Raw genomic sequence first — 20,406 nt, 5'->3', positions numbered from 1 at the left:
TATGGTACTGGATGGCAGGGCATTCGTCACCTGTCAAAAAAGCCCCAACTGACCGGTAATAAGTGTAGCAAAGTCACCCTCGACAAAAGGCAAAATGCCATCAGCAACCGGTTGTAACTGCTTACTAACGTAATGATCATAGTCGAGCGGCGTGCTGCGCGCTTCCAGCGGCTCTGGCCCGGCCGTTGCCATGACGTAACGAATGCGTCCACCCTTTTGATACTGCAAAGGCCGGCCCAGCTTGCGATTTTCTTCATCGGCAATGCGGGCCGCTCGCACGTGTGGTGGCACGTTACGTTCATACTCTTTTAACGGGCGACGCAGGCGTTTTTTATAAATCAGCTGATCGTCCAGTTCGCCAGCCAGTAGCTTTGCCACGGTTTCGCGGACGTAATTCTGCCACGGTTGGCGATGGAAAATGCGACTGTATAGCGCTTGCTGAAACTGCTGCGCCAGCGGCGTCCAGTCGGTTCGCACCGACTCCAGCCCTTTAAAGACCATACGTTCGCCGTTCTCGTCACAGATTAATCCGGCGTAGCGTTTTTTGCTGCCTTGCTCGGCACCACGAATAGTGGGCATCAGAAAGCGGCAGAAATGATTTTCATATTCCAGCTCCAGCGCACTCTGGAGCCCGTACTCATTGAGTAGATGTTCGCGCCACCAAAGAGTGACTTTGTCTGCCAGCCGATGACCAATGGCTGCGGCGTCCTCTTCGCTGTGCGCTGATTTTAGCCAGACGAAGGTCGAATCGGTATCGCCGTAGATCACATCAAAGCCTTCCGCCTCAATTAATTCGCGCGTTTGCTGCATGATAGCGTGCCCGCGCAGGGTGATTGACGACGCCAGGCGAGGATCGAAAAAGCGGCAGGCGCTGGTGCCTAACACGCCATAAAAGGCGTTCATGATAATTTTCAGCGCCTGTGACAGCGGTTTATTGTCCTGTTGTTTGGCGGCCTCGCGACCCTGCCAGATCTGCTCAACAATAGCGGGTAAACAATGCGTCTGGCGTGAGAAGCGTGCTTCGCGGAACCCTGCCACTGAATCGGCGTCATCAGGATGCGCTAATCCTTCAATCAATCCTACCGGATCAATCAGGAAGGTACGGATGATCGAGGGATAAAGGCTTTTATAGTCAAGCACCAGCACCGAATCATATAAACCGGGGCGCGAATCCATCACGTAGCCGCCAGGGCTGGCTTCCGGCAGCACGTCGCCCAGATTAGGCGCGACAAAACCGGCGCGATGCATGCGTGGAATATAAAGATGACTGAAGGCGGCTACCGAACCGCCGTGACGATCCACCGCCAAACCATTAACCGCCGCGCGTTCCAGCAGGAACGGCATAATGTCCGTTTTGTGGAAAATACACGTAACCAGTTCGCAGTCTTTCAGGTTATAGCGCGCCAGCGCAGGTTTATCATTGGCAAAGCGCCAGTTGATCTCTTCCATGCGCTGCCACGGATTATCGATGGCTTTGCCTTCACCCAATAGCTGTTGCGATACCGACTCCAGGCTAAACGAAGGGAAAGTCCAGAAGGCGGATTTTAGTGCATCAATGCCGTCGATGATCAAGCGTCCGGTAGCCTGCGCGAAGAATATCCCCGGCTTAAACCCGTGTTCACGCCACTCCAGCGGCGTCTGCTGACGCCCCAGACGTAACGGCACGTTGTAGCGCTCGGCGTGTTTCTGTAATACGCGCAAGTCAAACTGCACCACGTTCCAGCCGATAATCACATCAGGATCGTATTGAGCAAACCAGTTGTTGAGCGCTTCCAGCAGTTGCGGGCGACTGGCGAGATAGATCAGGTCGAAATCAAGCTGGCTGGCATCGCCGTTAGGCGGACCGAGCATATAAACCTGACGCTGACCGCAGCCTTCCAGCCCAATGCAATACAGCTCGCCGTGCTGAGTGGTTTCAATATCCAGCGATACCCATTTCAATGGCGGACGGTAATCAGGATGAGGTTTCAGACGCGTGTTCATCACGCTTGCGCCTTGCGTGTCGCCGCTGAACCACACTGGCGCTGTGATAAAGCGCTCCATTAAAAAGCGCTCGGGTGGACGGATGTCCGCTTCGTAGACCGGAATGCCGTGCTCACGCAGTTTCTTTTCAATCCATTGCAGCTGTCGGTTCTGTTGACAATAAAGCCCCAATACCGGGCGGCGGCGAAAATCTTTTAGCTGCAAAGGCTGAAGGCGTACTTCTCGTTCATTTTGCAGCAGCGCTTCAACCTGCGTTTGAAATCCGCAGGGAATGAACGCCACCGATTCTTGTACCGGCAGCACCACGCGCTGCGGACCCTCGTCGGTGGCCAGCCAGAAGACGATTTCGGTGCCTTGTGCGCTGTCGCGCCAGTGGCGAGTGAGCAGGAAACCTGCGCGGGGCGTATTCACACTATCTCCAGACGAGCCGGCTTCAGAAACAAACGTGAGCGAAGTATAACATGGATATTTATACAGCACTCGCCGCTGTGGTTTATCAATATCAGCGTACAATTCTTGCCTTGACGCTGTACCCCAGGCTCAGGACAATCCAGTCTTGTGCTTTTTTTAAGGAAGGTTATGGAAGCCTGGGTTCAACACCTGTTTACGCAGTCGCTGGAGTGGGCGTTGTTTGCCGTTGCACTGGTGACATTTCTTGAATCGCTGGCGCTGGTGGGATTATTGCTGCCGGGGACGGTTTTGATGGCCAGTCTCGGCGCGCTGGTGGGTAGCGGACAAATAGGGTTATACCCAGCCTGGGCGGCGGGTTTCGTCGGTTGTTTAATTGGCGACTGGGTTTCCTATGGCATTGGCTGGAAATTTCAGGGGCCGCTGCATCGCTGGAAATACTTACAAAAATATAAAGGATTACTGGATAAAACCGAGCACGCGCTGCATCAGCACAGCATGTTTACCATTCTTGTGGGACGTTTTGTCGGGCCAACGCGTCCGCTGATCCCACTAGCGGCGGGTATGCTGGAATTGCCGGTGCGTAAGTTCCTGCTGCCGAATCTAATCGGCTGTATTTTGTGGCCGCCGCTCTATCTGCTGCCGGGCATTCTGGCGGGAGTGGCAATTGATGTGCCAAAAGCCGCGCAGGAGGGAAGCTTTCGCTGGCTGCTGTTGCTGGTTGCAATTCTGGTTTGGCTGGGCATTTGGCTATGCTGGCGCTGGTGGCGCAGCGGGAAAAGTCAGGACTGGGTAACCGCGTATCTGCCGCTGCAACGTCTGCGCTGGCTGACGCCGCTCGGGCTTATCGTGGCCGCTGGCGCATTGGTGGCGATTCAGTTCCATCCGATGATGCCAGTATTCCGTCATCTGCTGTGGCAGGTATTCTTTAATTAACGGCGCGGGATGCCGAGCACATCGGCTTCCCGCGTGTCGCCCGACAGTAGCTGTTCGGTTGCGCCATCCCAGTAAACCCGACCATCCACAATCACGACGCTACGTGGCTCAATTTGCTGCGCATCCTCCAGGCTATGCGACACCATCAGTAAAGTGATGTTGCGCGCCATGCACACTGAACGCACCAGCTGTAGCATTTCTCCCCGTAACGCCGGATCCAGGGCTGAAAAGGGTTCATCCAGCAGCAGCACTGGCCGATCGCGTAACAGACAGCGAGCCAGCGCGACACGCTGACGTTGTCCGCCTGATAGCTGGCCCGGTAAACGCGTCAGCAGATCACGCAATCCCACCTGCTCAGCAATCTCTGCAAGCTGCTGCTGTTGGGTGGGGTTCAGCCTGAGACCGGGATGTAATCCCAGCGCCATATTCTGCTGTACGTTGAGGTGCGGGAAGAGGTTATTCTCCTGAAACAGCATCGAAACCGGGCGCTTCGCCGGTACGCTTTGGGTATGATCGTGTCCGTCAATGTGCAGGCTTCCCTGGCTGACGGGCAGAAAACCCGCAATCAGGCTCAGCAGCGTGCTTTTGCCCGCGCCGCTAGGGCCAAGGATTGCCAGCCGCTCGCCACGTTGCGCGCTCAGGCTGAAGCGCATCGGTAAATGCTGATAAAGATAGGTAAGGTTATTCAGAGTCAGCATGGCGGCCCGGTAATTTTTCCATCAGGGTAAACAGTAACAAACAGAGCACAAGTAACAACAGGGCGGTAACCGCACCGTCTGCGCCGCGATAGGAACCGATCTGTTGATAAAGATAGAACGGTAAGGTGCGGAAATCCGCATTGCCAAATAACGCCACCACGCCAAAATCACCCATCGACAACACGCAGGCAAAGGCCAGCGCCTGCGCTAACGGGCGTTTCAGCGCGCGCAGCTCAATGAGCCGCAGCCGGTTCCAGCCGCTGATGCCGAGCGATCCACACAGATTTGCATAACGCTCAGCCATGTCGCGCATAGGATTTTCCAGCACCTTTAAAGCGTAAGGGATAGCGATCAGCGCATTGGCGAAGATGACCAAACCGTCAGCAGAAGTGGGCAAACCGATGGTGGCATTAAATAGCAGAAAGAAGCCTGTTGCCAGCACGATACCGGGCATCGCCAGGATCAGCATACCGCTGGTATCCATGATTTGCGCCGCGACGTTGCGCTGGCGCAAACGCAGTTCCCGGCTGCTCCACAGCAGCATCATGGTGAGCAGCACGCATAGCAGACCCGCGCCGGATGCAATCCGCAACGAAGTCAACGTGGCTTGCCACAGCGCGGGTTGGACCAGCGCGCCGCGTAACCCACCGTGCAGGCCATCCACAATCACCGCCAGCAGCGGGGGGAGCAGCAGCAGCAACGCCAGGGCAATCAACAACACATCACTGAGGCGAGCAAAATACGAATCCTGTGGATCGCGCCAGCCGCGCAACTGGCTGCTCCCTGCCGGGATCGCCTTACTGAAACGCTGGCTAAGCAGCACCAGCGTCAGGCAACAGATTAGCTGAATGAGCGCCAGCAGCGCCGCCCGGCCGGGATCGTAGTCGTAGCTCAGCGCCTGAAAAATGGCAAGTTCGATAGTGGTTGCCTGTGGCCCGCCGCCCAGCGATAACACGGTGGCGAAACTGGCAAAGCACAGCATAAATATCAGCGCGCCGGTGGGCAGCACCTGTCGGCGTAGCCATGGCCATTCCAGCAGGCGAAAATGGTGCCAGCCGCGCAGGTTGAGTTGCGCGGCCAGTTGGCGCTGTTCAGCCGGAATACTTTCCAGCGCCTGCAACATCAAACGCGTCGCCAGCGGTAAATTAAAAAAAACGTGTGCCAGCAAAATGCCTTGCAGCCCATACGGCGAAAAGCCATAACGGATGCCAAAAAACTGGCAGATCTGCGCCAGCCAGCCGACGCGACCATAAACCGTGAGCAGGCCAAATACGGCCACCAACACGGGCAGCACCAGCGTCATTGCGCACAGGCGCAACAGCAGCTGACGGCCGGGAAAGCGCCGACGATAAAGCGCACGCGCCAGCGCAATCGCAGGCAGCAGCGACAGCAATGCGGATAGCAGCGCCTGGCCGAAAGAAAAGGCGATAACGTGGTGTAGATATTCATCCTGCAATACGCTGTGCCAGGGCGTGTCTGGCGCGGCCATCCATAGCGTAGAAAAGGCCAGCAGCGCCACACTGCCTAACAGCAGCGTGGCGAGCAGGCCGGGAATCAGCCAGAGCGGCATTAACGGCTGACGGCGCGTTGCCATGCATTAATCCATTCTGAGCGGTGGGCGGCAACCTGTTGTGAAGAATAATGCAGCGCAGTATTGGGTATGCTCAGCGACGAGAAACCTGCCGGCAGATCGGTTTTTATAACCGGATACATCCAGTTGCCGGTTGGCATCTTGTGCTGGAAGGCGGGCGACAACATGAACTGCATAAACTGCTGCGCCAGTTTTGGCTGTTTGCTGCTGGCCAGTTGCGCGGCGACTTCAACCTGCAGGTAATGCCCTTCAGCAAACGGCGCGGCCGCATAGGTATCTTTTTTCTCTTCAATAAGGTGGTAAGCGGGAGATGTGGTGTAGCTGAGCACCAAATCACCCTCACCCTTCAGGAACAAACCGTAGGCTTCACTCCAGCCTTTGGTAACGGTAACGGTTTTCTGCGCCAGCTTCTGCCATGCCTGGGGTGCCTGATCGCCATACACTTTTTGCATCCACAGCAGCAGGCCTAAACCCGGCGTACTGGTGCGTGGATCTTCATAAATAACGCGCCATTTTTCTGGACTATCAACCAGTTCTTTCAGGCTTTTGGGCGGGTTCTTCAGTTTGTTTTTATCATAGACGAAGGCAAAGTAGCCGTAATCGAAGGGGATAAAGGTTTTATCCTGCCAGCCGCCAGGTAGTTGCAGCTTGCTGGTGTCTACGTCGCTGGCAGCAAATAAGCCGGTCTGCTGCGCGGCCTGTAGCAGATTATTATCCAGGCCCAGAACAACATCGGCTTTGCTGTTTTTACCTTCCATGCGCAGGCGATTAAGCAGCGATACGCCATCTTCCAGCGCCACGTATTTCAGTTCGCAATGACATTGTGCTTCAAAGGCTTTTTTCACCGCCGGGCCGGGTCCCCAGTCAGCGGAGAACGAATCGTAGGTGTAAACGGTTAAGGTCGGTTTAGCGGCAAAAGCAGAGGCCGACAACAGCAGCAACAGGGACAGGACTTTGTTTAACACTTTGCGCTCCTTCAGGAGAATGGTCGTTGAGTCGCAAAGGATCTGAGCTGGCTGGCCTCTCAAATCCCTACGTCGGTACTAACCGAATCAGGTTCGACGGGTATATCTCAGCATCTTACGGCAATCGCAAGCGGCACCCCGTTGAGAACGCGTTATTCTAGTCATTACGCGGCCAGGGTGAAAGGATCACAGCGTCGGCGGCGTAAACCAGCTCATCGCTAATATCCGGCAGCACCCAAATTGAAACGTCATTAATTAAGGCGCGAAAACCGAAATAATCATCAAAGGCGGTGATTTTTAGCTGGCTTTGCTGGTTGCGCACTACGCTGTAAGGCCTGCTGCCAAGGGGGTGACGGGCAAAATCGCGCCGCTCCGGCCATTCACGCGGCAGGATTATCGCGCTCACGCTGCCAGGTAACCACGGCAGCCAGTCGTCGGGCTGACTTAAGGTAATGTCCAGCGTCCAGGGGGCGGGAGAAGTGATGTGTTGCAGATGCGAAAACAGGGGCTGATAACGCAGCCGTTCCAGGCTGCTTATCACATCGGCCATTTCTAATTCTCGCCCGTGATGAAAGCGGATTGCGGGACGTAAGAAAAAACGCCAGTGCAGTGATAAGATTCGCTGCCAGTGATGCACAATATTGGCTTCAGCTTCCCCTTTTTCCTCATTTATACGCGTTAATCCCCTGAAAATTTGTCGTGCTATATGCGTTTCGGAGCGACGCAGTGGCGATCCGGGCAGCAAATTGAGCCGCGGGCGATAGTAAAGTACGCGCAAAATACGCCTGCCCTGGCGAAAGCTGCGGCCCAGACAGGCACTAATCATCTGGCGCACCTGGTCTTTATCGCCAACCAGCTGAACAAGTTGATCGATGCGATCCTGTTCCAGCAAATCTTCGGCCCGCTGTTGCTGCAACGCCAGACCGGTATAGCAAAACGTTAGCTGTGAACGTTTGCCACGCCCGGCTTCCGCTTGCCAAATCAGCCAACCGGCGACTTGCATAGCGTTGAGCAAGTTACGCATATGGCGACGTGAACAGTGCAGCAATTCCGCCAGCTCATTCAGCGTGGTGATTTGCGTCTGGCCCTGGCAGCTTTGCCACAGGCGAATAAATTGCTGCTTAAGGCGCGATGAGGGCATAAAAGAGGAACTCCCGGTAAAAAGCGCTCTGTTTTTTCTGCCTCATATTAGAAACAAACTTGATCTCATTGGAAGAGCGGGGGGCATTTAGCAATAAATAGCGCTCTGCCATGATCGCGCAGCCATGCGGGATCGTATTCTGAGTAGGGTGTAATTACACCGCCAGCAGGTTTTTCACCGCTGGCTTTTTTTAGGATGCACGCTATTGTCTACCCTTCTTTTTTCCTCATTTTAAAGGGATTGCGGTATGAAATCGCGCGTCAATCCAGTTTATCTCGCGTTTATGGTGACGTCGTTCATGATTGGCGTGGCGGGTGCATTACAGGCGCCGACGCTCAGTCTGTTTTTGACCCGTGAAGTGCAGGCGCGTCCTTTCTGGGTTGGGCTATTTTTTACCCTCAACGCGATTGCAGGGATTGTGGTCAGCATGATGGTGGCGAAACGTTCGGACAGTGTGGGCGATCGCCGTCATATTATTTTGTTCTGCTGTCTGATGGCGCTGTGTAATGCCATTTTGTTTGCCTTTACGCGTCATTATCTGACATTGATCACGCTTGGCGTGCTGCTGTCAGCACTGGCCAGCGTGTCAATACCGCAAATTTTTGCGCTGGCACGTGAATATGCCGATCAGTCAGCACGCGAAGCAGTGATGTTCAGTTCAGTGATGCGTGCGCAGCTGTCGCTGGCGTGGGTGATTGGGCCGCCGTTGTCATTCACGTTAGCGCTTAATTACGGTTTCATCACGCTGTTTATGGTGGCGGCGACGCTGTTCTTTATCTGTATCCTGCTGATTTGGTTTACGCTGCCATCGGTACCACGCGCGGATTCGCTGATGCACAGTGGTGGCATACCCATCAGCGGCTGGCGTAATCGTGATGTACGCATGTTGTTCATCGCTTCGATGATAATGTGGACCTGTAATACCATGTATATCATTGATATGCCGCTGTATATCAGCAGCACGCTGGGATTGCCAGAAAAGCTGGCTGGTTTGTTAATGGGTATGGCGGCAAGTCTGGAAATTCCGGTGATGCTGCTGGCGGGCTATTGTGCGAAGCGCATCGGGAAACGTAACCTGATATTGATCGCTCTGGCAGCCGGTATTGTGTTCTATCTTGGTCTGGTGCTGTTCAGTTCGCGTAATGCATTATTGCTCCTGCAACTATTTAACGCCGTATTTATCGGCATCATCGCCGGTATTGGTATGTTGTGGTTTCAGGATTTAATGCCGGGAAGGCCTGGGGCGGCCACCACGATGTTTACGAATTCGATTTCAACGGGAATGATCCTGGCGGGGGTGATTCAGGGAACGTTAAGCGAACACCTGGGCCACATCGCGGTGTACTGGCTGGCGTTAGGCCTGGCGATAGCGGCTTTTGCCCTGACAGCGCGGGTTCGTAATGGCTAAAAAAAAGCGACCCGAAAGTCGCCCATAGCAATTAACGCAGGAAAGCCGGTTGGCTGAGCTCGTAATCGGAGATTGACGCTTCGTGTTGCAGCGTCAGGCCAATGCTGTCGAGGCCATTAATCATGCAGTGACGACGGAAACTATCCAGTTCAAACGGATAGGTTTTATCGCCAGCGATAACCGTTTGCGCTTCAAGATCGACGGTGAAACGGATGCCTGGCTGAGCAGCAACCCGTTCGAACATCTCATTGACGTCTTTATCGCTCAGTTTCACAGGCAACAGTTGATTGTTGAAGCTGTTGCCATAAAAGATGTCGGCGAAGCTCGGGGCGATAACGACATGAAAGCCAAAATCGGTCAGCGCCCAGGGAGCATGCTCGCGCGATGATCCACAACCAAAATTCTCGCGCGCCAGCAAAATGCTGGCGCCTTTGAATTCCGGTTTGTTCAGCACAAAACTGGGGGTTGGGGTGGTGCCGGCGTCGTCTTCAAAGCGCCAGTCGTGGAACAGGTGCTGACCGAACCCGGTGCGCGTGACTTTTTGTAAAAACTGCTTAGGAATGATGGCATCGGTATCGACGTTTGCCGCATCCAGCGGCGCCACAATCCCGGTATGTTGGGTAAATTTTTTCGCCATGACTTATGCTCCTGTCGTCAGTTCACGGATGTCAGCAAAATGACCTGCTACCGCCGCCGCCGCCGCCATTGCCGGACTGACCAGATGGGTGCGGCCGCCACGGCCTTGACGGCCTTCAAAGTTACGGTTGCTGGTCGAGGCGCAGCGCTCACCTGGGTTCAGGCGATCATTGTTCATTGCCAGACACATTGAGCAGCCCGGCAGGCGCCATTCGAAACCCGCGTCCAGAAATATCTTATCCAGACCTTCCGCTTCCGCCTGCGCTTTTACCGGACCGGAGCCAGGTACGACCATCGCGATCACACCGGGCGCGACTTTGCGACCTTTGGCAATCGCCGCCGCCGCACGCAAATCTTCGATACGTGAATTCGTACAGGAGCCAATAAAGACTTTATCGATGCTGACCTCGGTCAGTTTGATGCCGGGTTGCAAATTCATGTAAGCCAGCGCTTTTTCCGCTGAGGCGCGCTCAACCGGATCGGCAAATGAAGCCGGATTCGGGATGGCTTCATCAACGGCAATGACCTGACCCGGATTGGTTCCCCAGGTCACCTGCGGCGCGATGTCTTGCGCATGCAAGGTCACTACCGTATCGAATTCGGCTCCTTCGTCTGACTTCAGCGTGCGCCAGTATTCAACCGCTTGCTCCCACTGCTCGCCCTGTGGCGCAAACTGGCGGCCTTTCAGGTAGTTAAAGGTGGTATCGTCGGGTGCGACCAGACCGGCTTTAGCGCCCATTTCAATCGCCATATTGCACAGAGTCATACGGCCTTCCATGCTCAGCGCTTCAATGGCTGGACCACAGAATTCAACAACGTGCCCGGTGCCGCCTGCGCTACCGGTTTTACCAATTACCGCCAGCACAATATCTTTGGCGGTGATGCCGGTAGCCGCCTCGCCCAATACTTCAATTTTCATGGTCCTGGCGCGACCTTGTTTCAGGGTCTGCGTGGCAAAAACGTGCTCAACTTCTGACGTGCCGATACCAAATGCCAGCGAGCCAAAGGCACCATGTGTTGCAGTATGCGAGTCGCCACAAACAATGGTCATGCCGGGTAAGGTCATACCTTGTTCTGGACCGATAACGTGCACAATGCCCTGAAACGGGTGATTCAGGTCATACAGCTGCACGCCAAATTCGGCACAGTTTTTCATCAATTCCTGCATCTGAATACGTGCCATCTCGCCCGACGCATTAATATCTTTGGTCTGGGTTGAGACGTTGTGATCCATGGTCGCGAAGGTTTTTGACGGTTGACGAACTTTACGGCCATGCGCACGCAAGCCGTCAAACGCCTGTGGTGATGTCACTTCATGAATCAAATGACGATCGATATACAGCAATGGTGTTTCGTTGGGGGCTTCGTGAACGACATGTGCATCAAATAACTTCTGGTATAACGTTTTCATTATTTTATTTTTCCTCGGCGATAAAGCGGGCAATGATGCTGCCCATCTCATCTGTGCTGATCGCAGGGCCATCACCGGCTAAGTCTTTGGTACGGTAACCCTCTTCCAGGGCACGGCTGATAGCACGTTCAATGCTGTCGGCGGCGTCATCGGCATTCAGGCTATAACGCAGCAGCAGTGACAGAGACAGAATCTGCGCAACCGGATTAGCAATGTTCTGACCGGCAATATCGGGTGCCGATCCGCCTGCGGGCTCGTACAAACCAAAACCGTCTTCATTCAGGCTGGCAGAAGGCAACATGCCCATTGAGCCGGTGATCATGGCACATTCATCAGAAAGAATATCGCCAAACAGGTTGGAACACAGCAGAACATCAAATTGTGAAGGGTCTTTGATTAACTGCATGGTGGCGTTGTCGATGTACATATGACTTAACTGGACATCCGGGTAGTCTTTAGCAATTTCGTTAACGATTTCACGCCACATTACCGACGTTTGCAGCACGTTGGCTTTATCAACCGAAGTGACTTTATTGCGACGCTTACGCGCCGATTCAAACGCGATACGTGCAATACGCTCGATCTCAAAACGATGATAAACCTCGGTATCAAATGCGCGCTCATGGGGACCGCTGCCTTCACGACCTTTCGGCTGACCGAAGTAGATGCCGCCGGTCAACTCACGCACACACAGAATATCGAAGCCTTTGGCGGCAATATCGCTACGCAGCGGGCAAAACGCTTCCAGACCGTTATACAGCGCAGCAGGGCGCAGATTGCTGAACAGTTTGAAGTGCTTACGCAGCGGCAGCAGGGCGCCACGCTCAGGTTGAGAAGCAGGCGGCAAATGTTCCCATTTCGGGCCGCCGACAGAACCAAACAGGATCGCGTCGGCCTGCTCACAGCCTGCAACGGTTGCGGGTGGCAATGGCTCACCGTGACGATCAATGGCGATACCGCCAACATCATATTCACTGGTGGTGATACGCATATCGAAGCGTTGACGAATCGCATCCAACACCTTGATAGCCTGCGCCATAACTTCTGGACCAATACCGTCGCCCGGTAAAACTGCGATATGTGAAGACGTAGACATAGTTACACCGTTTCCTTCTGATCTTTAAATTTGCGCTGCAATTCTTTTTCAACCTGTCTGGCTCGCCAGATGTTGTTCAGAGCGTTAACCATGGCTTTAGCGGAGGACTCAATAATATCGGTCGCCAGGCCTACGCCATGAAATTTACGGTCGTTATAGCTGACCACAATATTTACCTGGCCCAGCGCGTTTTCGCCGTGACCTTTGGCGGTCAGCTTGTAATTCACCAGCTCGGCATTAAATTGCGTGATACGGTTGATAGCCTGATAAACCGCGTCAACCGGACCATTACCGGTCGCGGCTTCTGATTTGTTTTCTTCACCACAGCCCAGATTAACGGATGCTGTCGCGGTAATGCTGGAGCCTGATTGCACGTTGAAATCGTTCAGCTGGAAATGCTCCGGTTCTTCGTTCTGTTTGTTGATAAAGGCCAGCGCTTCCAGGTCGTAATCAAACACCTGGCCTTTTTTATCTGCCAGCTTCAGAAACGCGTCATACAGGCTATCCAGGTTGTAATCGCTTTCTTTATATCCCATCTCTTCCATGCGGTGTTTCACAGCCGCACGGCCTGAACGTGACGTCAGATTCAGCTGGATTTTGTGCAGACCGATCGATTCTGGCGTCAGGATTTCGTAGTTTTCGCGATTTTTCAGCACGCCATCCTGATGAATGCCCGACGAGTGCGCGAAGGCATTGGAGCCAACTACCGCTTTGTTGGCCGAAATCGGCATATTGCAGATCTGGCTGACCATCTGGCTGGTGCGGTAGATTTCCTGATGATGAATATTGGTATGGACGTTCATGATCTGCTGACGGGTTTTAATCGCCATGATCACCTCTTCCAGCGCACAGTTACCGGCGCGTTCACCCAGGCCATTCAGCGTACCTTCAACCTGACGTGCGCCCGCCTGAATAGCGGCAATGGCGTTGCCGGTCGCCATACCTAAATCATCATGGGTATGAACCGACAGCACAGCTTTATCAATGTTCGGTACGCGATTCACCAGCTGGCTGATGATATTGGCGTATTCGTTTGGCAAGGTATAGCCAACGGTATCAGGAATATTGATGGTGGTTGCACCCGCGTTGATAGCAGCTTCGACCATGCGGCACAGGTCATCGATGGGGGTGCGGCCACCGTCTTCACAGGAGAATTCTACGTCGTTGGTATAATTACGGGCGTGTTTCACCATGTGTACCGCACGCTCAATCACGTCTGGCAAGGTGCTGCGCAGCTTGGTGGCGATATGCATCGGCGATGTGGCGATGAAGGTGTGAATACGGAACGCTTCGGCAACGCGCAAAGCTTCATAAGCGGCGTCAATATCTTTCTCAACGCAACGCGCCAGACCACAAACGCGACTGTTTTTAATGGTGCGTGCGATAGTTTGCACTGATTCAAAATCACCCGGCGAAGAAACCGGGAAACCGACTTCCATTACGTCAATGCCCATACGTTCCAGTGCTAAAGCAATCTGCAGTTTTTCTTTTACACTCAGGCTGGCCTGTAATGCCTGTTCACCATCGCGCAGAGTGGTATCGAAAATAATGACTTGTTGGCTCATCGTATTCATCCTTTTGCGTTAACTTCGCCTTGCAACGAGCATAAAAAAACCCGCGCATCGGCGCGGGTTTTTAACTTTCTGCAGGTTTGAATCAGTGTTTGATTCCGCCCACAAGTCTACCGCGCAAATTAGCTGCGTTTAGTAGTAGACCTGGTAGGCGAGAAGAACGAAACATGGATTTAAACCTCGTAAATTTTTTTGCTGCACATATTGGTACTGGAATCCCTGAGTGATGTCAACCTTAAGTGAAAGGCGCTGTCGTTAGGCTGCTAAGGAAAATATTCTGTCATATCAGGCCGACACAGAGTTATGCGCAACAGATTAATCGTCGGAATATTAACAGCAGATAACAAAAGGCCATCTTGTGGTGAATTTTGTTGTTAATTGCTTGAAATGTATTGTTTTTTATCGATATTGCTATAGCGATCGTCTTAATGGGATAACAGCGCAAAGCAACATAATCTCATGTAAATGCATCGTTTTAAGGTTAATAACGCCAAAAAGGTTTTATCTCAGGAAATTGTGGGCTAACGGTCACAGCAATAACTTTTTTTTATTTCTTAGATCACGCTAAAAATAATTTCATGAGTAGCATTTTCGTCTGCTGTTATCGCGCGTAATTAGTTTAATCATCGCGGCTCAAACTTATCAGGCAGAGCCTTTACAGCCGGTTTCATTAACCTGGTCATGCCTGATGTTTGCCTGCCAGGTTTTCTGCGGTTATGGTAATCGACCTACTATCAAAAGAATGAACTCAGCAGAATTCTCTGTATCTGGACAGCAGAAATGATTTCCGCTGTCTGTGCATAAACATAAGGTTTTGATCTTAATTGGCGAAGAGAGGGCAGGATGCCGTGGCGTGCTGGAAAACGGTCGCCGATGGATTCAGTTCCTTTAGCCTGGAGGCAGAAAATGGAGATGTTGTCAGGAGCCGAGATGGTCGTCCGTTCGTTAATCGATCAGGGCGTAAAGCAGGTATTCGGTTATCCGGGTGGCGCCGTATTAGATATTTACGATGCGCTGCAAACGGTAGGGGGTATTGATCACGTATTAGTACGCCATGAACAAGGCGCTGTGCACATGGCGGACGGTCTGGCGCGCGCGACCGGCGAAGTCGGTGTGGTGCTGGTGACATCGGGTCCCGGCGCGACCAATGCTATTACCGGCATTGCGACGGCTTACATGGATTCCATTCCGCTGGTCATCCTGTCGGGACAAGTCCCTTCCTCGCTGATTGGCTACGACGCTTTTCAGGAATGCGATATGGTCGGGATTTCCCGCCCGGTGGTAAAACACAGCTTCTTAGTTAAAAGCACCGAAGAAATTCCTGGCGTGCTGAAAAAAGCGTTTTGGCTGGCTGCCAGTGGGCGTCCGGGACCGGTGGTTATCGATCTGCCGAAAGATATTCTGAATCCCGCCAATAAGCTGCCTTATATGTGGCCAGATTCCGTCAGTATGCGATCTTACAACCCCACAGTCCAGGGGCATAAAGGTCAGATTAAGCGTGCGTTGCAAACGCTGTTAGCCGCTCATAAGCCTGTGATATATGCCGGTGGCGGCGCGATTACTTCAGCCTGTGAAGCCGAGTTGCTGCAACTGGCTGAAAGCCTGAATATTCCGGTAACCACGTCATTGATGGGGCTGGGGGCCTTCCCAGGCATGCATCGTCAATGTGTGGGTATGCTGGGCATGCACGGCACGTATGAAGCGAATATGACGATGCACAATGCCGACCTGATCTTTGGTATTGGCGTGCGCTTTGACGATCGCACCACCAATAATCTGGCAAAGTATTGCCCAAATGCCACAGTGATGCATATTGACATTGATCCTACGTCAATCTCGAAAACCGTTGCCGCTGATATTCCCATTGTTGGCGATGCGAAACAGGTTCTGCAGCAAATGCTGGACTTGCTGGCCCAAAGCGAAAGTAAACAACAGCTCGACAGCCTGCGCGACTGGTGGCAATCGATTGATGGCTGGCGCAGCCGCAAGTGTCTGGAGTTTGATCGCACCAGCGATAAAATCAAGCCACAGGCTGTCATCGAAACGATTTGCCGCCTGACCAGCGGTGACGCTTACGTCACGTCGGATGTCGGTCAGCATCAGATGTTTGCCGCGCTCTATTATCAGTTCAACAAGCCACGCCGCTGGATTAACTCAGGGGGTTTAGGAACGATGGGCTTTGGGCTACCTGCTGCGCTGGGTGTGAAAATGGCGCTGCCAGAAGAAACGGTCATCTGTGTGACCGGCGATGGCAGTATCCAGATGAATATCCAGGAGCTTTCTACCGCCTTGCAATACAATTTGCCGGTGCTGGTGCTCAACCTGAACAACCGCTTTCTTGGCATGGTGAAGCAGTGGCAGGACATGATTTATTCGGGTCGCCATTCGCAATCCTATATGGAATCGCTGCCCGATTTCGTCCGTCTGGCAGAGGCTTACGGCCATGTTGGCATCGCCATCCAGCATCCTGCTGAGCTGGAGGAGAAGTTAACGTTAGCGCTGGAAACGCTGGCGAAAGGCCGTCTGGTATTTGTAGATGTCACGGTTGATGGCAGCGAGCATGTTTACCCGATGCAAATTCGCGGTGGCGGTATGGATGAGATGTGGTTGAGCAAAACGGAGAGGACTTAATTATGCGTCGTATTTTATCAGTTTTGCTGGAAAACGAATCCGGCGCATTGTCTCGTGTGGTTGGCTTGTTTTCACAACGTGGCTACAACATTGAAAGCCTGACCGTGGCGCCAACCGACGATCCCACCTTGTCGCGTATGACTATTCAAACGGTTGGCGATCAAAAAGTTCTGGAACAGATCGAAAAACAGTTACACAAGCTGGTGGATGTATTACGTGTGACTGAATTAGGGCAAGGCGCTTACGTTGAGCGTGAAATCATGCTGGTGAAAATTCAGGCGAGCGGATATGGCCGCGAAGAAGTTAAGCGCAGTGCTGAAATCTTCCGCGGTCAGATCATTGATGTCACGCCAACGCTTTATACGGTTCAGCTGGCAGGCACCAGCGACAAACTGGATGCGTTTTTGAACTCCATTCGTGATGTCGCGGAAATTGTAGAAATTGCGCGTTCCGGCATTGTCGGGGTTTCTCGTGGTGACCGGATCATGCGTTAATCACGTCGCCTAATCCTTAAACTTTCTCCTAACCTGGCGAAATGCCGGGTTTTTTCTTTTTTATGCGTTATAACGTCTGGCATAACAAAAGCGGTTGCCCCGCACACTTTTCTGCTGTTAGATGTAACCAGAGTTGTCCTTAGCGTAACTGCGGATAGAGATGCTGCAGAAGCGAGCCTGATTGTGGAGTTATCGTGAAACTGGATGAAATTGCGCGCCTGGCGGGCGTGTCGCGCACCACGGCCAGTTATGTTATTAACGGCAAAGCGCGGCAGTATCGTGTAAGCGATAAAACCGTTGAGAAAGTCATGGCGGTGGTGCGTGAGCATAATTACCACCCGAATGCGGTGGCCGCTGGGCTGCGCGCGGGACGTACCCGTTCGATTGGTTTAGTCATTCCTGATTTAGAGAACACCAGCTATACGCGTATCGCAAATTATCTTGAGCGGCAGGCACGCCAGCGTGGCTACCAGTTACTGATCGCCTGCTCAGAAGATCAACCCGATAATGAAATGCGCTGCATTGAGCATCTGCTGCAACGCCAGGTTGATGCGATTATCGTCTCAACCTCATTACCCCCGGAACATCCTTTCTACCAGCGCTGGATCCATAACGCGCTGCCGATTATTGCCCTGGATCGTGCACTGGATCGCGAACACTTTACCAGCGTTGTCGGGGCGGATCAGGATGATGCCTTTACCCTGGCGACTGAACTGCGTCAGCTGGAGATAAACAATGTGCTTTTTTTAGGCGCATTACCGGAGCTTTCTGTCAGCTTTTTACGTGAAATGGGGTTCCGCGACGCGTGGAAAGACGATGAACGGCCCATTGAGTATATTTACTGCAACAGTTTTGAACGCACAGCTGCTGCTGCGCGGTTCGAAAAATATCTCGACGATCATCCCATGCCTGACGCGCTGTTTACGACGTCATTTGGGCTGCTGCAAGGTGTTATGGATGTCACGCTGAAACGTGACGGGCGACTGCCAACCGAACTGGCGATTGCGACATTTGGCGACCACGAATTGCTGGACTTTTTAGAGTGTCCGGTGCTGGCGGTGGGTCAGCGGCACCGTGATGTCGCTGAGCGCGTGCTGGAACTGGTTCTCGCCTCGCTGGATGAGCCAAAAAAACCCAAACCGGGTCTGACGCGAATTCGTCGTAATTTATTTCGTCGTGGGCAATTAAGCCGCAAAACAAAATGACTGACGGGCAGTCATGATGCTGCCCATAATAATTAATCAGGACGTTGTGTTTCGATTACATTCCGCTGGCGTAAAAAAGCGTAAATAATGAACACGTCAGCTAACAAATTAGAAACGTATTTTTTTTCTTTGTTTATTTCTTCAACAGCCTTGCTGGCCCCAGCTTTTCTGGCGCTCTCATCACCCTTTAAGAAACCCCCTAAAATGCTGCCGCTGTCTCAGAATCCACGATAAGGCGTCATCCCTGATAAGTTATTTATTTTTTCGCCAATCTTATTTAAGCAAATTAATTTTATTCAGTTATTCATCGGGTTAATTTTTTTTAGGTTTTTTTCAGCAGTGTCGCCATCCTTCAATTGAATTTTAGTCAGCAGGAAATAGTGATATTCATCTACCGCTCTGGCTTGACAAGGATTTCATCGGGTCCTTAAACTCGTTTCGTGGTAAAAAGTGGGATAAAGTGGTGGAAACAGGTAACTGAGGGGGTGAGACTGACATGTTCCGAGGAGCAACGTTAGTCAATCTCGACAGCAAAGGACGTCTGGCCGTACCAACGCGCTATCGCGATTTGTTGAAGGGGGAATCACAAGGTCAGATGGTATGTACCATCGATCTTCATCAGCCCTGCCTGCTGCTTTATACCTTGCCCGAATGGGAAATCATTGAAAAGAAGCTTGCGCGTTTATCTAGCATGAATCCGCTTGAGCGTCGCGTGCAGCGCTTGCTGTTGGGGCACGCCAGCGAATGTCAGATGGATAATGCAGGGCGTTTGTTGCTGGCGAATACCCTTCGTCAGCACGCCAAATTAACAAAAGAAGTGATGCTGGTTGGACAGTTCAATAAATTTGAACTGTGGGATGAACAGACCTGGTATCAACAAGTTAAGGAAGATATTGACGCAGAGCACTCGGCTCAGGAGCCTTTATCTGAACGGTTGCAGGACTTGTCGCTATAGCTATGCAGGAAAATTTTAAACATACCACCGTGCTGTTGGATGAGGCGGTTAACGGCCTCAATATTAAGGAAGACGGGATCTACATTGACGGCACATTTGGTCGTGGCGGTCATTCGCGCTTAATTCTTTCGCAACTTGGGGCGAAGGGGACGCTGATTGCCATCGATCGTGATCCGCAAGCTATCGCCGCGGCCGCTGAGATAAGCGATCCGCGTTTTTTAATTATTCATGGCCCTTTTTCTGCCCTGGCAGAGTATGCCCGCGAGCGCGGGCTGGTGGGTAAGATCGACGGCATTTTGCTGGATCTTGGGGTGTCTTCTCCGCAGCTGGATGATGCTGAACGTGGCTTCTCCTTTATGCGCGATGGGCCGCTGGATATGCGTATGGACCCCACACGTGGCCATTCGGCAGCAGAATGGTTACTTCATGCTGAAGAGGCAGATATTGCCTTTGTGCTGAAAACGTACGGTGAAGAGCGTTTTGCTAAGCGCATTGCGCGCGCCATCGTAGAGCGCAATCGCGAACAGCCCATGACGCGCACCAAAGAGTTAGCTGACGTTATTGCGGCGGCAACACCGGTCAAAGATAAATTTAAGCATCCTGCAACCCGCAGTTTCCAGGCGATACGGATCTGGATTAACAGCGAACTGGAAGAGATCGATACCGCGCTGAAAGGGGCTGTCGAGGTGCTGGCAACCGAAGGCCGCTTATCTGTCATTAGCTTCCATTCACTGGAAGATCGCCTGGTTAAGCGCTTTATGCGCGATCAAAGCCGCGGTCCGCAGGTCCCGGCAGGCTTACCGATGACTGAGCAGCAGCTCAAAGCATTAGGGGGACGTGAGCTGAAGCTGCTTGGCAAGCTGGTGCCGGGCGAGCGGGAAGTCGCAGAGAACCCGCGAGCGCGTAGTTCGGTATTACGTATTGCGGAGAGAACCTAAGCATGATCGGCAATGAGCGTCATAGCCTGCCCGGCGTTATTGGTGGCGATCTGCTACGCAAGGGCAAAATTCCGCTATTGCTGCTTATCGCCGTGGTGGTTTCAGCGATGTTTGTTGTGACCACCACACACAAAACGCGTTTATTAACGGCACAGCGTGAGCAGTTAGTCCTGGAACGTGACGCGCTGGATATCGAATGGCGCAACCTGATTTTAGAAGAAAACGCCCTGGGCGATCACAGCCGGGTAGAGCGGATCGCGACAGAGAAACTGCAGATGCAGCATGTTGATCCTTCACAAGAAAATATTGTGGTACAGAAATAAGGACCTCAAACAGCGA

Annotated in this window: 17 protein-coding genes, 1 pseudogene and 1 riboswitch; of the genes and pseudogenes, 8 read left to right on the top strand and 10 right to left on the bottom strand. The window is 52.7% G+C overall.

Translation table 11 applies throughout. The annotated features are described in order from the left end of the window. Positions 1 to 33: 33 nt before the first annotated feature. Positions 34 to 2,394 (bottom strand): DNA polymerase II, encoded by a 2,361-nt coding sequence (gene polB, locus H2P46_RS03615; protein WP_193403829.1) that lies wholly within the window; start codon positions 2,392 to 2,394, stop codon positions 34 to 36. A 168-nt stretch (positions 2,395 to 2,562) separates the two neighbouring features. On the opposite strand from polB, the gene H2P46_RS03610 reads away from it, so the two are divergent. Then, positions 2,563 to 3,327 carry a DedA family protein gene (locus H2P46_RS03610; RefSeq protein WP_193403828.1) on the top strand — a complete coding sequence of 255 codons (765 nt, stop codon included), beginning with the start codon at positions 2,563 to 2,565 and terminating at the stop codon, positions 3,325 to 3,327. Here H2P46_RS03610 and thiQ read toward each other — a convergent pair. The 4 genes and pseudogenes from thiQ to sgrR all read right to left on the bottom strand — a co-directional run. Further along, entirely contained in the window at positions 3,324 to 4,025 is a 702-nt protein-coding gene (gene thiQ / locus H2P46_RS03605; protein ID WP_193403827.1) for a thiamine ABC transporter ATP-binding protein ThiQ, read from the bottom strand. The two genes, H2P46_RS03610 and thiQ, sit on opposite strands and share 4 nt — an antisense overlap. Next, complete coding sequence (gene thiP / locus H2P46_RS03600) at positions 4,009 to 5,619, bottom strand: thiamine/thiamine pyrophosphate ABC transporter permease ThiP (RefSeq protein ID WP_193403826.1); 1,611 nt, start codon at positions 5,617 to 5,619, stop codon at positions 4,009 to 4,011. The genes thiQ and thiP overlap by 17 nt, the downstream gene beginning before the upstream one ends. After that, positions 5,595 to 6,581 (bottom strand): thiamine ABC transporter substrate binding subunit, encoded by a 987-nt coding sequence (gene thiB / locus H2P46_RS03595; protein ID WP_193403825.1) that lies wholly within the window; start codon positions 6,579 to 6,581, stop codon positions 5,595 to 5,597. The genes thiP and thiB overlap by 25 nt, the downstream gene beginning before the upstream one ends. A gap of 46 nt (positions 6,582 to 6,627) precedes the next feature. Beyond that, positions 6,628 to 6,732, bottom strand: a riboswitch (TPP riboswitch). Positions 6,733 to 6,780: 48 nt separating this feature from the next. Continuing rightward, positions 6,781 to 7,722, bottom strand: a pseudogene (gene sgrR, locus H2P46_RS03590) (HTH-type transcriptional regulator SgrR); the annotation flags it as partial. Positions 7,723 to 7,969: 247 nt separating this feature from the next. Here sgrR and H2P46_RS03585 point away from each other — a divergent pair. Beyond that, the gene (locus tag H2P46_RS03585; RefSeq protein ID WP_193403824.1) at positions 7,970 to 9,130 is read left to right on the top strand and encodes an MFS transporter; all 1,161 of its coding nucleotides are present in this window, start codon (positions 7,970 to 7,972) and stop codon (positions 9,128 to 9,130) included. Positions 9,131 to 9,161: 31 nt separating this feature from the next. On the opposite strand, the gene leuD is transcribed toward H2P46_RS03585, so the two are convergent. The 5 genes from leuD to leuL form a co-directional block, all read right to left on the bottom strand. After that, on the bottom strand, positions 9,162 to 9,767 hold the full coding sequence (gene leuD / locus H2P46_RS03580) for a 3-isopropylmalate dehydratase small subunit (protein ID WP_193403823.1): 606 nt from the start codon (positions 9,765 to 9,767) through the stop codon (positions 9,162 to 9,164). Positions 9,768 to 9,770: 3 nt separating this feature from the next. Next, positions 9,771 to 11,177: a 3-isopropylmalate dehydratase large subunit gene (leuC, locus tag H2P46_RS03575; RefSeq protein WP_193403822.1), complete on the bottom strand. Its 1,407-nt coding sequence runs from the start codon at positions 11,175 to 11,177 to the stop codon at positions 9,771 to 9,773. A gap of 4 nt (positions 11,178 to 11,181) precedes the next feature. Then, on the bottom strand, positions 11,182 to 12,273 hold the full coding sequence (gene leuB, locus H2P46_RS03570; RefSeq protein ID WP_193403821.1) for a 3-isopropylmalate dehydrogenase: 1,092 nt from the start codon (positions 12,271 to 12,273) through the stop codon (positions 11,182 to 11,184). A gap of 2 nt (positions 12,274 to 12,275) precedes the next feature. Further along, positions 12,276 to 13,838 carry a 2-isopropylmalate synthase gene (gene leuA / locus H2P46_RS03565; RefSeq protein WP_193403820.1) on the bottom strand — a complete coding sequence of 521 codons (1,563 nt, stop codon included), beginning with the start codon at positions 13,836 to 13,838 and terminating at the stop codon, positions 12,276 to 12,278. Positions 13,839 to 13,929: 91 nt separating this feature from the next. Beyond that, positions 13,930 to 14,013, bottom strand: coding sequence for a leu operon leader peptide (gene leuL / locus H2P46_RS23375; RefSeq protein WP_193403945.1), 84 nt, complete (start codon positions 14,011 to 14,013; stop codon positions 13,930 to 13,932). Between the two features lie 737 nt (positions 14,014 to 14,750). On the opposite strand from leuL, the gene ilvI reads away from it, so the two are divergent. The 6 genes from ilvI to ftsL all read left to right on the top strand — a co-directional run bounded on the left by ilvI (position 14,751) and on the right by ftsL (position 20,390). After that, on the top strand, positions 14,751 to 16,475 hold the full coding sequence (gene ilvI / locus H2P46_RS03555) for an acetolactate synthase 3 large subunit (RefSeq protein ID WP_193403819.1): 1,725 nt from the start codon (positions 14,751 to 14,753) through the stop codon (positions 16,473 to 16,475). 2 nt (positions 16,476 to 16,477) lie between these two features. Next, positions 16,478 to 16,969 (top strand): acetolactate synthase small subunit, encoded by a 492-nt coding sequence (gene ilvN, locus H2P46_RS03550; protein WP_193403818.1) that lies wholly within the window; start codon positions 16,478 to 16,480, stop codon positions 16,967 to 16,969. Between the two features lie 194 nt (positions 16,970 to 17,163). After that, the gene (gene cra, locus H2P46_RS03545; protein ID WP_193403817.1) at positions 17,164 to 18,174 is read left to right on the top strand and encodes a catabolite repressor/activator; all 1,011 of its coding nucleotides are present in this window, start codon (positions 17,164 to 17,166) and stop codon (positions 18,172 to 18,174) included. 496 nt (positions 18,175 to 18,670) lie between these two features. Continuing rightward, complete coding sequence (gene mraZ / locus H2P46_RS03540; RefSeq protein ID WP_193403816.1) at positions 18,671 to 19,129, top strand: division/cell wall cluster transcriptional repressor MraZ; 459 nt, start codon at positions 18,671 to 18,673, stop codon at positions 19,127 to 19,129. Positions 19,130 to 19,131: 2 nt separating this feature from the next. Then, positions 19,132 to 20,067: a 16S rRNA (cytosine(1402)-N(4))-methyltransferase RsmH gene (gene rsmH, locus H2P46_RS03535; protein ID WP_193403815.1), complete on the top strand. Its 936-nt coding sequence runs from the start codon at positions 19,132 to 19,134 to the stop codon at positions 20,065 to 20,067. Between the two features lie 2 nt (positions 20,068 to 20,069). After that, positions 20,070 to 20,390, top strand: coding sequence for a cell division protein FtsL (gene ftsL, locus H2P46_RS03530; protein ID WP_193403814.1), 321 nt, complete (start codon positions 20,070 to 20,072; stop codon positions 20,388 to 20,390). The last annotated feature ends 16 nt before the right edge of the window (positions 20,391 to 20,406 follow it).

Source organism: Mixta mediterraneensis, assembly GCF_014946725.1.
GTDB lineage: Bacteria > Pseudomonadota > Gammaproteobacteria > Enterobacterales > Enterobacteriaceae > Pantoea > Pantoea mediterraneensis.
This window is presented reverse-complemented; position numbering and strand designations above follow the sequence as displayed.

Coding starts and splice junctions, on each gene's coding strand:
- H2P46_RS03585 (WP_193403824.1), top strand. CDS start 7,970: ATGAAATCGCGCGTCAATCCAGTTTATCTCGCGTTTATGGTGACGTCG.
- ilvN (WP_193403818.1), top strand. CDS start 16,478: ATGCGTCGTATTTTATCAGTTTTGCTGGAAAACGAATCCGGCGCATTG.
- leuC (WP_193403822.1), bottom strand. CDS start 11,177: ATGAAAACGTTATACCAGAAGTTATTTGATGCACATGTCGTTCACGAA.
- ftsL (WP_193403814.1), top strand. CDS start 20,070: ATGATCGGCAATGAGCGTCATAGCCTGCCCGGCGTTATTGGTGGCGAT.
- thiQ (WP_193403827.1), bottom strand. CDS start 4,025: ATGCTGACTCTGAATAACCTTACCTATCTTTATCAGCATTTACCGATG.
- H2P46_RS03610 (WP_193403828.1), top strand. CDS start 2,563: ATGGAAGCCTGGGTTCAACACCTGTTTACGCAGTCGCTGGAGTGGGCG.
- mraZ (WP_193403816.1), top strand. CDS start 18,671: ATGTTCCGAGGAGCAACGTTAGTCAATCTCGACAGCAAAGGACGTCTG.
- thiP (WP_193403826.1), bottom strand. CDS start 5,619: ATGGCAACGCGCCGTCAGCCGTTAATGCCGCTCTGGCTGATTCCCGGC.
- leuB (WP_193403821.1), bottom strand. CDS start 12,273: ATGTCTACGTCTTCACATATCGCAGTTTTACCGGGCGACGGTATTGGT.
- leuL (WP_193403945.1), bottom strand. CDS start 14,013: ATGTTTCGTTCTTCTCGCCTACCAGGTCTACTACTAAACGCAGCTAAT.
- leuA (WP_193403820.1), bottom strand. CDS start 13,838: ATGAGCCAACAAGTCATTATTTTCGATACCACTCTGCGCGATGGTGAA.
- leuD (WP_193403823.1), bottom strand. CDS start 9,767: ATGGCGAAAAAATTTACCCAACATACCGGGATTGTGGCGCCGCTGGAT.
- rsmH (WP_193403815.1), top strand. CDS start 19,132: ATGCAGGAAAATTTTAAACATACCACCGTGCTGTTGGATGAGGCGGTT.
- ilvI (WP_193403819.1), top strand. CDS start 14,751: ATGGAGATGTTGTCAGGAGCCGAGATGGTCGTCCGTTCGTTAATCGAT.